This is a genomic window from Pectobacterium betavasculorum, from assembly GCF_000749845.1.
Classification (GTDB): Bacteria; Pseudomonadota; Gammaproteobacteria; order Enterobacterales; family Enterobacteriaceae; genus Pectobacterium; species Pectobacterium betavasculorum.
Genome location: NZ_JQHM01000001.1, coordinates 45675 through 59106, shown reverse-complemented (window position 1 = coordinate 59106; position 13432 = coordinate 45675). Strand labels below are relative to the sequence as shown.

13 protein-coding genes are annotated in these 13432 nt (G+C 49.9%); 10 read left to right on the top strand and 3 right to left on the bottom strand.

Annotation, left to right across the window (positions count from 1 at the left end):
* Positions 1-15: 15 nt before the first annotated feature.
* Complete coding sequence (bolA, locus tag KP22_RS00260; protein ID WP_039301651.1) at positions 16-330, bottom strand: transcriptional regulator BolA; 315 nt, start codon at positions 328-330, stop codon at positions 16-18.
* Positions 331-672: 342 nt separating this feature from the next.
* Here bolA and KP22_RS00255 point away from each other — a divergent pair, with 342 nt between their 5' ends.
* The 8 genes from KP22_RS00255 (at position 673) to KP22_RS00220 (ending at position 9611) form a co-directional block, all read left to right on the top strand.
* Positions 673-1251, top strand: coding sequence for a lipoprotein (locus tag KP22_RS00255; RefSeq protein ID WP_039301648.1), 579 nt, complete (start codon positions 673-675; stop codon positions 1249-1251).
* Positions 1252-1310: 59 nt separating this feature from the next.
* Complete coding sequence (ampG, locus tag KP22_RS00250; RefSeq protein WP_039321694.1) at positions 1311-2798, top strand: muropeptide MFS transporter AmpG; 1488 nt, start codon at positions 1311-1313, stop codon at positions 2796-2798.
* A 423-nt stretch (positions 2799-3221) separates the two neighbouring features.
* Positions 3222-4184 carry a cytochrome o ubiquinol oxidase subunit II gene (cyoA, locus tag KP22_RS00245; protein ID WP_039301644.1) on the top strand — a complete coding sequence of 321 codons (963 nt, stop codon included), beginning with the start codon at positions 3222-3224 and terminating at the stop codon, positions 4182-4184.
* 4 nt (positions 4185-4188) lie between these two features.
* Positions 4189-6180, top strand: a complete 1992-nt coding sequence (cyoB, locus tag KP22_RS00240) for a cytochrome o ubiquinol oxidase subunit I (protein ID WP_039321692.1) — start codon at positions 4189-4191, stop codon at positions 6178-6180.
* The gene (locus KP22_RS00235; RefSeq protein ID WP_039301637.1) at positions 6170-6784 is read left to right on the top strand and encodes a cytochrome o ubiquinol oxidase subunit III; all 615 of its coding nucleotides are present in this window, start codon (positions 6170-6172) and stop codon (positions 6782-6784) included. The genes cyoB and KP22_RS00235 overlap by 11 nt, the downstream gene beginning before the upstream one ends.
* Positions 6785-7117 (top strand): cytochrome o ubiquinol oxidase subunit IV, encoded by a 333-nt coding sequence (locus KP22_RS00230; protein ID WP_011092734.1) that lies wholly within the window; start codon positions 6785-6787, stop codon positions 7115-7117.
* 14 nt (positions 7118-7131) lie between these two features.
* A complete protein-coding gene (gene cyoE / locus KP22_RS00225; RefSeq protein ID WP_039301634.1) occupies positions 7132-8022 on the top strand; it encodes a heme o synthase in 891 nt (296 codons plus the stop codon).
* A 224-nt stretch (positions 8023-8246) separates the two neighbouring features.
* Positions 8247-9611 carry an MFS transporter gene (locus tag KP22_RS00220; RefSeq protein WP_039321690.1) on the top strand — a complete coding sequence of 455 codons (1365 nt, stop codon included), beginning with the start codon at positions 8247-8249 and terminating at the stop codon, positions 9609-9611.
* Between the two features lie 60 nt (positions 9612-9671).
* On the opposite strand, the gene KP22_RS00215 is transcribed toward KP22_RS00220, so the two are convergent.
* A complete protein-coding gene (locus tag KP22_RS00215; RefSeq protein WP_005976012.1) occupies positions 9672-10163 on the bottom strand; it encodes a YajQ family cyclic di-GMP-binding protein in 492 nt (163 codons plus the stop codon).
* Positions 10164-10351: 188 nt separating this feature from the next.
* Here KP22_RS00215 and panE point away from each other — a divergent pair, with 188 nt between their 5' ends.
* Both panE and yajL read left to right on the top strand, forming a co-directional pair.
* A complete protein-coding gene (panE, locus tag KP22_RS00210) occupies positions 10352-11260 on the top strand; it encodes a 2-dehydropantoate 2-reductase (RefSeq protein ID WP_039321688.1) in 909 nt (302 codons plus the stop codon).
* Entirely contained in the window at positions 11223-11813 is a 591-nt protein-coding gene (gene yajL / locus KP22_RS00205; protein ID WP_039321686.1) for a protein deglycase YajL, read from the top strand. Before panE ends, yajL begins: the two co-directional genes overlap by 38 nt.
* A 35-nt stretch (positions 11814-11848) precedes the next feature.
* Here the strand turns inward: yajL and thiI are convergent, their stop codons facing one another.
* Positions 11849-13297 carry a tRNA uracil 4-sulfurtransferase ThiI gene (thiI, locus tag KP22_RS00200; RefSeq protein WP_039301622.1) on the bottom strand — a complete coding sequence of 483 codons (1449 nt, stop codon included), beginning with the start codon at positions 13295-13297 and terminating at the stop codon, positions 11849-11851.
* Positions 13298-13432 lie beyond the last annotated feature (135 nt).

Sequence of the window (13432 nt, the reverse complement as noted above, 5' to 3'; positions counted from 1 at the left end):
GGGCAAACTAATGGCTTAGGAGAGGATGCCAGCACCACCGCAGGGCGGTGAAGATGGGACGGCATTTTGCAAGCTCGTCCACTCTTTTGTCGTATATGTATGCAGCGCTAACGCATGTACCGAACCTGCAAGTTCCTCAGACAGCACAGCATAGACGGCACGATGCCGCCCAATCACGCGTTCGCCCGTGAATTTATCGCTAACCAGCACAACTTTAAAATGGCTTTCCGCTCCCGCAGGCACGTTGTGGCGATAACTTTCATCAATCACTTCTAAGTGAGTTGGCTCAAAACCTACACGCAGCTTCTCTTCTATCGTTTCACGCATCATACGGCTACCCTTTCGGCTTGGGGAAATTAGATATCAACGCGACATAGCTATCATTCACCGATGCCCGAATCATTATATGTCCGTCGTACTTCAAGCCGCATGCGCGTTGTTCAAAACTGTTATGCGTAGAAACGGCATAGCAAAAAGAAATAAGGAACGCAAAGCGTTGATATATTAGACGGTCTTGATGTGGTAAAAACGTTTTTTCCAGCTCAAAAGCATGAAAAAGATGGATTTCAGGACAATTTACCTGCTGTGGGATCTTTTTCCTGCCTGTGGCGATGATATGATACCAGCAATATTTGTCAGCTCACCACACTAATCATTACTGAGAAAATACGAATGTTAAAAAAATTATTTTTCCCTCTTCTGGCCGTCATCCTACTTGCAGGCTGTGCAGCAAAAAGCAATACGCTGAACATCAGCCCCAAAATTAGCGTACCGTCTCAGGATCCGACCTTGATGGGCGTCACCATTAGCATCAATGGTGCAGACCAGCGTGCCGATCAGGCTTTGGCGAAAGTGAATCGCGACGGCCAGTTACTTACGCTGACGCCTTCCCGCGATCTGCGCTTCCTGCTGCAAGAAGCCCTGGAAAAGCAAATGACTGCGCGTGGTTATATGATCGGAACAGGTGGCCCAGTAGCCTTACAGATTGTGGTTAACCATCTGTACGCCGATGTCTCCGAAGGCAACCTGCGCTACAACATCACGACCAAAGCGGACATTTCCATCATTTCTCAAGCGGCAAATGGCAACAAGCAGGTGAAAAATTACCGCTCAACCTATAGTGTTCAGGGCGCATTTACCGCCAATAACGAAAACATCACCAATGCGGTTAACACGGTGTTAGGCGATGTCATCAACGACATGGCTCAAGACACCACCGTAAGTACGTTTATCAAAGAAAACGCCCGTTAATTTCTGCACACCGCTTCCCTTGCTCCAGAGCTCTCATGGAGTAAGGGAAAGGACTCTCCATGTTTAGTCGCATCATTGCTTTGTTCAGCCAACGTAACTCGCTTTTTATGCTGTTACTTGGCTTCGCCTCCGGTTTACCACTGGCATTGACATCCGGCACCCTGCAAGCCTGGATGACCGTCGAAAACGTCGATCTTAAAACCATCGGTTTTTTCTCTCTGGTCGGCCAAGCTTACGTATTCAAGTTTCTGTGGTCTCCGCTGATGGATCGTTACACCCCACCGTTTCTTGGCCGACGTCGCGGCTGGCTGATACTCAGTCAACTGCTGCTAATTGCTGCCATTATTGGCATGGGATTTATGAATCCGGCACGCGATCTCTGGTGGCTGGCTGCATTGGCGGTTCTGGTCGCGTTCTGCTCCGCTTCTCAGGATATTGTTTTTGATGCCTATAAGACGGATTTACTTCCTCCAGAAGAACGCGGTACGGGCGCAGCCACCTCGGTATTAGGTTATCGTCTGGCGATGCTGGTGTCTGGTGGACTAGCGTTGTGGATGGCCGATCGCTATTTCGGCTGGCAGGCCACCTATTGGTTAATGGCAGGACTCATGCTAATCGGTGTATTCGCTACCCTGTTTGCACCAGAACCGCTGAATAGTCAGCCTGCGCCGCGCACCATGGAGCAAGCGATCGTTGCCCCTTTGCGCGATTTCTTCACACGCAATAACGCCTGGCTCATTCTCCTGTTGATCGTGTTATACAAACTCGGTGACGCTTTCGCGATCAGTTTGACGACCACCTTCCTGATACGCGGCGTTGGCTTCAATGCAGGTGATGTCGGGCTGGTTAATAAGACGCTTGGACTCTTCGCCACCATCGTGGGAGCCATTTACGGCGGATTATTGATGCAGCGGCTCTCCTTGTTCAGAGCGCTGATGCTGTTTGGTATTCTTCAGGCCGTGTCCAACGCGGGATACTGGCTGCTGGCTATCACCGCCAAAAGTCTGTTCACCATGGCTACCGCTGTTTTTCTGGAAAATCTCTGCGGCGGTATGGGGACAGCAGCATTCGTCGCACTGTTAATGACGCTGTGTAATAAATCGTTCTCAGCCACACAGTTTGCTCTGCTTTCTGCCCTTGCTGCCGTCGGACGGGTTTACGTTGGCCCTATCGCAGGCTGGTTTGTCGAATCCTATGGCTGGGCATGGTTCTACCTGTTCTCAATTTTTGCCGCATTACCGGGTCTGGCAATCCTGATGATTTGTCGTGAGACACTGGAATTCACTCAGAAAACAGACACCTTTCAGTTACGTACACACTTCCAGAATTATTATAAAAAGGCATTATATGTGTTAGGGCTGGGGGTGATACTACTGGCGCTGTGGCTCATCCTACTCATCAGCAATGCGCTGGAATGGTCTGCATTGCACCTGTTGGCAGAATATCTACTCACCGCAGGCTGTGCGCTCGCGTTGTTAGGCATTTTCTTCGGTAGCTTGCTGGACTATCTGTCACTCAGACGAGCATCAAAACCGTCCGCACACTGATGATATTCGTTCAGGTAGTCTCATCTGCTGCCTGAACCTATTATCCTCTTCCTTTATTTAATTATTTTTTTCATAATTATCTTGCTAGAGGAAATTTTATTTCCACGTAAAATCTCTTAAGAACTAATTTCATTCGTTATCAAAAACACATGTTGAGTAAAAATCTCACCAAACTAAAAATAGAAAATAAGCGTTATGGTGAGTTGTAATTTCTTATTATCCATCCATACTCTCATCTGGGTAGCCACTTAATTTGCTGTTTTTAAATATCATTTTTATTTTGGTTATCTTTGTGACATTAAGGGCAAAAAACAGCAACAATCGGCTGACATAACCTTAATCATGTTTACAGTGCAGTAACCTTCCCGTAAAATGCCCGCTCGCATGAAATGACAATAGAGCCCTTGTTATTGAGGTCGCTAGATGAGACTCAAGAAATACAATAAAATTTTTGGGATGCTGTCTTTATTTGCAGCCACTGTTCTACTGAGCGGTTGCGATATGGCGCTGATGAACCCCAAAGGAGAGATCGGGTTAGAACAACGATCGCTAATACTGACTGCCATCGGGCTGATGTTGATCGTTGTGATTCCCGTTATCGTTATGACGATAGCTTTTGCCTGGAAGTTCCGTGCTTCCAATGAAAAGGCAAAATATACCCCGAACTGGTCACACTCCAACAAGATAGAAGCTGTAGTCTGGACTGTACCAATTATCATTATCGTTATTCTTGGCACGATTACCTGGAAGACGACCCACTCGCTTGATCCGTACAAGCCGCTGGTATCAGACGTCAAACCTATCAATGTCGAAGTTGTTTCGCTTGACTGGAAATGGTTGTTTGTTTACCCGGACCTTGGTATCGCTACGGTGAACGAATTGGCTTTCCCTGCCAATGTGCCTGTTGCATTCAAGATTACATCCGACTCCGTGATGAACTCCTTCTTCATCCCTCGTCTTGGTGGACAGATTTATGCCATGGCAGGAATGCAGACGAAGCTCCACCTGATCGCTAACGAACCGGGCAAATATGACGGTATCTCTGGCGGCTATAGTGGTAAAGGCTTCTCTGGTATGAAGTTCACTGCGATTGCAACGCCAACTCAACAAGAGTTCGACCAGTGGGTTGCGAACGTTCGGTCGTCCCCTAAGACACTGAATACCATGGATGAATTCAACACGTTGGCTAAACCAAGTGAATTCCATCCTGTCGAATACTTCTCCAGTGTCCAGCCGGATTTGTTTAATAATCTTATTCGCAAATTCACAGGCAGCGGCATGAACATGCAACATCATGGTGAAGGCATGAAGCCCGATGAAAACATGCAACACGGTGAGGGTATGAACATGGGCGAGCATAGCTCGCACAAAGGAGCCGAGGGATAATACGATGTTCGGAAAACTTACACTCGATGCGGTTCCGTACCACGAACCCATTATTATGGTCACCGTGGCGGCGATCATCGTTGGCGGCCTTGCGCTGCTGGCGGCAATAACCTATTTCGGTAAATGGAAATGGCTGTGGGCCGAGTGGTTCACCTCCGTAGACCATAAGAAAATCGGTATCATGTATATCATCGTCGGTTTGGTGATGATGATACGTGGTTTTGCCGATGCCATCATGATGCGCGGTCAGCAGGTTCTTGCCTCTGCCGGGCAAGAAGGCTTCCTAAACGCTCACCACTACGATCAGATTTTCACCGCTCACGGTGTCATCATGATCTTCTTCGTGGCAACGCCGTTCGTTGTTGGCTTGATGAACCTTGCGGTTCCCTTGCAGATCGGTGCGCGTGACGTTGCTTTCCCCTTCCTGAACTCCCTCAGCTTCTGGCTATTTGTGGCTGGCGTTGTCTTAATCAACCTTTCTCTCGGTGTTGGTGAGTTCGCACAGACGGGTTGGGTGGCCTATCCGCCGCTTTCAGGCAAGGAGTACAGTCCCGGCGTCGGGGTCGATTACTGGATATGGAGTCTACAGATATCCGGTATAGGTACCACGCTGACTGGTGTTAACTTCTTCGCGACCATTCTGAAGATGCGCGCGCCAGGCATGACCCTGATGAAAATGCCGGTATTTACCTGGACAGCACTGTGTACCAACGTGCTGATCATTGCCGCATTCCCGATATTGACTGTTACCATTGCGCTGCTGACGCTTGACCGTTACCTCGGCACCCATTTCTTTACCAATGATATGGGTGGCAACATGATGATGTACATCAACCTGATTTGGGCATGGGGTCATCCTGAGGTTTACATTCTGGTGCTGCCGATATTCGGTGTTTACTCCGAAGTGGTTGCCACCTTCTGTAGAAAACGGCTGTTTGGCTACACCTCACTGGTATGGGCAACCATTGCGATTACGGTTCTGTCGTTCATCGTCTGGCTGCACCACTTCTTTACCATGGGGTCCGGCGCAAACGTCAACGCCTTCTTTGGTATAGCCACTATGATTATTTCAATCCCAACCGGGGTTAAAATCTTCAACTGGCTGTTCACTATGTACCAAGGCCGTATTCAGCCGCACTCCACGATGCTGTGGACCACGGGCTTTATCATCACCTTTACCATCGGTGGGATGACAGGCGTACTGCTGGCAGTACCTGGCGCAAACTTTGTCCTGCACAACAGTCTGTTCCTGATTGCTCACTTCCATAACGTGATCATTGGCGGCGTGGTGTTTGGTTGCTTCGCGGGTATTACTTACTGGTTCCCGAAAGCCTTTGGTTTCACCCTGAACGAAACATGGGGTAAACGCGCGTTCTGGTTCTGGATTATCGGCTTCTTCGTTGCCTTTATGCCGCTGTACGTCCTCGGCTTCATGGGAATGACGCGCCGTCTGAGCCAGCAAATCAACCCTGAGTTCCACGCCTTGCTGGTTGTGGCCTCCATCGGTGCAGTATTGATCGGTATCGGTGTACTGTGCCAGGTTATCCAGTTCTACGTCAGTATCCGCGACCGTGACCAGAACCGCGATCTGACGGGCGACCCGTGGGGTGGACGCACTCTGGAGTGGGCAACCTCTTCTCCTGCGCCGTTCTACAACTTCGCTATCGTGCCGCAAGTTGACGAGCGTGATGCTTTCTGGGAAGCGAAAGAGAAAGGCGAAGCTTACAAACGTCCTGCCAGCTATGAAGAGATTCACATGCCGAAGAATACCGGCGCTGGTGTGATTATCTCTGCATTTAGCCTGGTATTCGGTTTTGCTATGATCTGGCATATCTGGTGGCTGGTCATTGCTGGCTTCGCAGGCATGATTGTGACCTGGATTGTGCATAGCTTTAATCAGGACGTGGATTACTACGTACCGGTTAAAGAAATTGAGCAAATTGAGAATCAGAATTTTGATCAACTCAGTAAGGCAGGCGTGAAACATGTCAACTGAAACTCTGACTAACCACAATACTGCCCATGCCGAGCATGGGCACCACGACACAGGAGCCACCAAGGTATTCGGCTTCTGGGTCTACCTGATGAGCGACCTGATCATTTTCGGGTCACTGTTCGCAACCTATGCCGTACTGGTTAATGGTACTGCGGGTGGCCCAAGCGGGAAGGACATTTTCCAACTGCCCTTCGTGCTGGTAGAAACGTTCGCACTGTTGTTTAGTAGTATTACCTACGGCATGGCGATGATCGCCATGAACAAGGGCAACAAATCTCAGGTTAATACCTGGTTGGGTGTAACCTTCTTGTTCGGTCTGGTGTTTATCGGGATGGAAATCTATGAATTCCATCACCTGATCGTTGAAGGTTATGGCCCGGATCGCAGTGCGTTCCTGTCTGCCTTCTTCGCACTGGTCGGCACCCACGGGCTCCACGTAACGGGCGGTCTGATCTGGTTGGTCATCATGATGATTCAGGTGTCCAAGCGCGGCCTGACTGCAACCAACAAAACACGTCTGATGTGCCTGAGCCTGTTCTGGCACTTCCTTGACGTAGTGTGGATTTGTGTCTTCACCGTTGTTTATCTGCTGGGGGCAATCTAAATGAGTCATTCAACAACCGATCATGCAGGTGCCAGCCACGGTAGCGTTAAGTCATATGTGATAGGTTTTGTTCTGTCCGTTATTTTGACAGTCATTCCTTTCAGTATGGTCATGAGCGGCACTGCCTCGCACAACGCCATTCTTTTCACGGTGGTGGGATGTGCAGTGGTTCAAATTCTGGTGCATCTGGTGTACTTCCTGCACCTGAATACGTCCTCAGAAGAGCGCTGGAACGTGGTGGCTCTTGTGTTTGCCGTCCTGATTATCGCGATTGTCGTCGTGGGCTCCATCTGGATTATGATGAGCGCACACCACAACATGATGATCCAGTAACAGAGCCGTAAAAGATGATTAAGCAATACCTGCAAGTTACTAAACCAGGAATTATTTTCGGAAATCTGATTTCCGTTATCGGTGGATTTCTCCTTGCGGCCCAAGGCCGCATTGATTATCCCCTGTTTCTCGCCACCCTCGTGGGTGTGTCGTTAGTCGTTGCGTCTGGCTGCGTGTTTAACAACGTCATTGACCGCGACATCGACAAAAAAATGGAGAGAACCAAAAATCGAGTTCTGGTAAAAGGGCTGATTTCGCTGAAGGTAACGCTGGTTTACGCATCGCTGTTAGGTATTGCGGGCTTTGCTCTGCTGTACATCGCAGCCAACCCGCTGGCTATGTGGCTGGCTGTGATGGGCTTCGTCGTGTATGTCGGTGTGTATAGCCTTTACATGAAGCGACATTCTGTTTATGGCACGCTGATTGGCAGTCTGTCAGGCGCAGCACCACCGGTTATCGGTTACTGTGCCGTCAGCAACCAGTTCGATGCTGGCGCGTTGATTCTGCTGTTGATCTTTAGCCTGTGGCAGATGCCGCATTCCTACGCGATTGCGATTTTCCGCTTCAAAGATTATCAGGCAGCCAACATCCCGGTTCTACCCGTTGTGAAAGGTATTTCCGTTGCGAAAAACCACATCACGCTCTATATCGTCGCGTTTGCGGTAGCAACGTTGATGCTGTCTCTCGGCGGCTATGCAGGCTACAAGTACCTGATCGTTGCCGCAGCAGTCAGCGTGTGGTGGTTGGGTATGGCGTTGTCAGGCTATAAAAATGCGATTGATGATCGCGTATGGGCAAGAAAACTGTTTGTTTTCTCCATCGTCGCGATTACCTCACTAAGCGTTATGATGTCCGTGGATTCAATGGCTCCAACGCATGAAGTTCTGCTGACCTACCTGCGTTAACCATAAGCAGTGCTCCACACGTTAAGAAAAACAGGCGGCTCGTCCGCCTGTTTTTTTATAGCCGGCGTCCTGCACGCCGTCGCAAGCGACGTTGAAAAACGCCACTGTATTTTTCTTTATAACGTCTCTCATTTCCTCCCCCGCCAAATCACGTAACAAACCTATCGTTTACTGTCTGGCCAATAACGCACTAAAATAGCGCCAATTGTTTTCAGAGGTAATGAATGAACGATAATAAAATGACTCCAGGCGAATTACGCGCCACATGGGGCTTGGGTGCCGTTTTTTCACTACGCATGCTTGGCATGTTCATGGTGTTGCCCGTTCTGACCACCTACGGAATGGCATTACAAGGTGCCAGTGAAGCACTGATCGGGATTGCGATTGGTATTTATGGTCTGATGCAGGCTATTTTCCAGATTCCCTTCGGTCTGGTCTCCGATCGTATCGGCAGAAAGCCCCTGATCGTCGGAGGGCTGCTGATTTTTGCTCTTGGTAGCGTTATCGCTGCACTGAGTGATTCCATTTGGGGCATTATCCTTGGCCGGGCATTGCAAGGCGCGGGTGCCATCTCCGCCGCCGTCATGGCGCTGCTTTCCGACCTGACTCGTGAACAAAACCGAACCAAGGCCATGGCATTTATCGGCGTGAGCTTTGGCGTTACCTTTGCTATCGCGATGGTCGTTGGCCCTATCGTTACTCACGCCTTCGGTTTACAGGCACTCTTCTGGGGCATCGCCGTTCTGTCGCTCGCAGGCATTGCTATCACGCTGACCCTCATTCCTTCCGCACCAGCACACGTCCTAAACCGGGAGTCAGCGATGGTGCGTGGCAGTTTCCGCAAAGTACTCGGCAATAGCCGCCTGCTGAAACTGAATGTCGGCATCATGTGTCTGCATATTTTATTAATGTCGAGTTTCGTCGCCCTACCCCGCGCAATGGAATCCGCCGGACTGGCCCCGCAGGAACAATGGAAAGTCTATCTGGTTACCATGTTGGTCTCCTTTGCCGGTGTCGTGCCCTTCATCATTTATGCTGAAGTGAAAAGACGGATGAAGCAGGTCTTTATCGGCTGCATCGTGATACTGGTAGCGGCAGAGATTGTTCTGTGGGCGTCAGGTAACCATCTCTGGCAAATTATCGTCGGCGTACAGCTGTTTTTCCTGGCTTTTAACGTCATGGAAGCGCTGTTGCCATCGCTAATCAGCAAGGAATCACCTGCGGGATATAAAGGCACGGCGATGGGCATTTACTCCACCACACAGTTTATCGGTGTAGCAATTGGAGGAAGTCTCGGTGGCGGGCTGTTTGAGCTTTATGGCGCATCAGCCGTGTTTATGGCTGGCGTCGCTATTGCGGCCATCTGGCTGCTTGTCAGCTTCACCATGCAGGAGCCGCCGTACCTTAGCAGCCTGAGAATAGCACTGTCCGATTTAGCATTGCAGGATAGTGAGCTGGAACAAAAAATTCGCACTCAGCCGGGTGTTGCCGAAGTGGTTATCGTGCCGGATGAATACAGTGCTTATGTGAAGATCGACAACAAAAAGACAAATCGACAGCAGTTAGAACAATTAACAGGTCAAGCATAAGCTAAGCAAAAGGCCAGCTTTCGCTGGCCCTTTCTGTTCATCGGCAGATGGCTAAAAGCATCAGTCGCGGAAGTTGGTAAATTGGAACGGTTGTCCCAGGTTGCCACCACGAATCAACGCCATTACGCCCTGCAAATCATCACGTGATTTACCAGTGACACGAACCTGTTCACCCTGAATCTGCGCCTGCACTTTCAACTTGCTATCTTTAATCAGCTTGATGATTTGCTTCGCCAGCGTAGTTTCAATACCTTGCTTCAGCTTCGCTTCCACACTGTACGTTTTACCGCTGTGTTCCATCTCTTCAGGGATCTCCAACGCACCGCCTTCAATACCCCGCTTAACCAGTTTTTCACGGAGAATATCAACCAGTTGCTGTACCTGAAAATCAGATTCACTGGCCACTTTGATACTCTGTGATTTCTCATTCAGTTCAAAGCTGGCCGGAACATTACGAAAATCCCAGCGGGTGCTCAGATCGCGCGTCGCATTTTCTACCGCGTTACGGACTTCCTGCATATCAATTTCCGAAACAATATCGAAAGATGGCATAATTCGCTCTCCTGACAAATTTGGCTGGCGAGCATAATAACCGCTCTTCTGCGATAAGCAAGATGCCAGACACGATCCCGGTTTTTACTCTGCATCAGGTAAACAGGCCGAATAGCACAAGATCACGATGTGAATGATAGCCTAAGATCAGAGATCGACAGCGCCCGCATCAAACAAGGGAGACACACATGAAAACCACCGTTCTTGGCTGTGGCGCGCTGGGCCAACTTTGGCTCGCCGCGTTGCATCAGCAAGGGCATGATGTCCAGGGATGGCTGCGCATTCCGCAACCCTATTGTTCGGTCAATGTCACCATGTTGGATGGCCAGCACAGTAATCTCCATCTGACAGCTAACGATCCCGATCATCTTGCCCAGAGCGAGCTGCTGCTGGTCACGCTAAAAGCCTGGCAAGTTTCCGATGCCGTTACTGTACTCTTGCCACAACTCAACCCGCATTGCACGATTCTGCTGTTACATAACGGGATGGGCACGCGGGAAGAGTTACCGCCGCTACAGCAACCGCTGGTGTTCGGTATCACCACCCATGCAGCACGGCGCGACGCAACCAACGTTGTACACGTTGCCGCAGGCACGACGCATATCGGTACGTTTAACGGGGACAGCAGTCAAAGCCATTTAGCTGAAATGCTGCATCAGGCCTTACCTGATGTAGCCTGGCATACCAACATTAGCGCCACCTGTTGGCTGAAGCTGGCAGCTAACTGCGTCATCAATCCGCTAACGGTGAAATATCACTGCACCAATGGCGAGCTTTCTGCCTACCCGGAGCTTATTGCCTCACTTTGTCTGGAAGTGGTCAATGTCATGGAACGGGAAGGCTTCCACACATCGAGAGACAGTTTGCTGCTCTACGTTAATCAAATTATTCAGAACACCGCGGCAAATACCTCATCAATGTTGCAGGACATCATCGCTCAGCGACATACCGAAATTGACTACATTACTGGGTATTTACTGCGCCGTGCGCGTCTCCACGGCCTGATACTCCCTGAAAATGCCCGCCTGTTTGACTACATTAAGCAAAAGGAAAATGACTATGACCGCATCGGCACTGGTGTGTCTGGCGCCTGGTAGTGAAGAAATTGAAGCCGTCACCACCATAGACTTGCTTGTCCGCGCGGGTATATCGGTAACACTCGCCAGCGTAGCCAGCGATGGCAATCTTGAAATCGTCTGCTCACGCGGAGTCAGGCTACTGGCCGATGCACCACTGGCTATGGTCGCCGATCGACCTTTCGATGTGCTGGTGTTACCGGGCGGCCTGCAAGGTGCGGAGTGCTTCCGCGATAGCCCGATCTTGGTGGAGTGCGTTCGGCAAGCGCATCTGGAAGGGAAAATTGTTGCCGCGATGTGTGCAACACCTGCTCTGGTGCTTGAATATCATCAGCTGTTCCCCGTGGGAAACATGACGGGCTATCCCACATTCAAAGAGAGCATCGCACCAGAGAAATGGATGGAAAAACGCGTCGTCTACGATCCACGCGTGAATTTGCTAACCACACAAGGGCCTGGCACCAGTATGGATTTCGCGCTGAAGATCATCGATTTGCTGCTGGGGAAAGAAAAAGCCGCCGAGGTCGCCGCACAGCTCATCCTGCCACCGGGGATTTATAACTATCATGATTAAGCTTGACGAAAAAGGCGCTTGCGCGCCTTATTCTATTACGGACGGTATACCTTCACATTGCTAAAACCTTGCTCACGCAGGTAAAGCGCCTGCAAGCGACTCATCACGCCACGTTCACAGTAAAGCAGATAGGTTTTGCTCTGATCCAAATCGCCAAACTGCGTACCCAGCTTATAGAACGGCAAGGATTTGATTTCTATCTGATCCAATTCAAGCGGCTTATCGTCCTGTTCATCTGGAGAACGGATATCCAGCAGTACGTCGGTTGGCGCAAATGATGCAACCGTTTCGACCTCAACCACTTCTTGCTTGGTCTGCTCGGCGATCTCACGAATATCAATATTCCGCGCTTCACTCACCACACGATCCAGGATAGAGAAATCAAAGTGGCCCTCTTCGGCCTCAATCTTCGCTTTCACTGCCTTCACCGTCGGGCTTTTCGAAATCACACCACAGTATTCCGGCATCGTTTTGGCGAAGTCTTCCGTTCCCAGTTCGCGCGCCTGTTTGATGATGTGTTCTTTATCATGAGAAATCAGCGGGCGTAAAATCAGGGTATCAGAGGCATTGTCGATTAAGCGCAGGTTAGTCAGCGTCTGGCTAGACACTTGCCCTAACGCTTCGCCGGTCACCAACGCCTGAACACCGTAACGCTCGGCAATTTTGGAGGCAGCGCGCACCATCATACGCTTCAGCACGACGCCCATCTGGCCGTCATCGACCTTCTCCAGAATTTCACCGACAACAGGATCGAAATCGATAGCAACAAAACGAACCCGATGTGAGCTTCCAAAACGGTTCCACAGATAATGCGCGACCTGTTTCACACCAATCTCGTGTGCTGCACCGCCAAGATTGAAGAAGCAGTAATGCACGCGGCATCCGCGACGCATCAGCATATAGCTGGATACACCAGAGTCGAAACCACCGGAAATCAGTGATAACACATCTTCCTGCGTACCTATCGGGTAGCCACCGATCCCTTCATAGCGACCTTTAATCAGCAGCAGACGATCCTGTTCGATTTCCAGATGCACGGTGATCTGCGGCGCAGTGAGGTTGACTCGCGCAGTCTCAATATGCTGGTTCAAACCGCCGCCAACATAGCGCTCTACGTCCTGTGAGCTAAACTCATGCTTACCACGGCGTTTTACCCGCACACAAAACGTCTTACCTTCCAACCGTTCACGATACAGCGCCAACGCCTGTTCAAAGATGTTATGCACGTCGGTGTAGGCGTGGTCTTCAACTTCCAGAATATGGTGAATACCTGGAATTCTCGTCAGCGCATCACGAATCGCTTCACGCTGATTTTCGTCTTTAGCCCGAACTTCGATATGATCCCAGTGACGGACAACCGCCAGCGTTTCATCATAGTGTTTTAATACGTTGCGAATGTTTCCGGTTAGAATCTTGATAAAGCGCAACCGAACAGATTGGCTCTTGATGGTGATTTCCGGGAACAATTTAATGATAAACTTCATGGTGGCTGTCGTTACTTGGTCAGAAAGGTGTAAATAAATTCACCCTGGGCACTAAAATCACGTTATCGGTAAAATCAGCCAGAACAGAGATGATTTTACCAATAGCATCCAAGGCGCGGAGTATATCATTATATG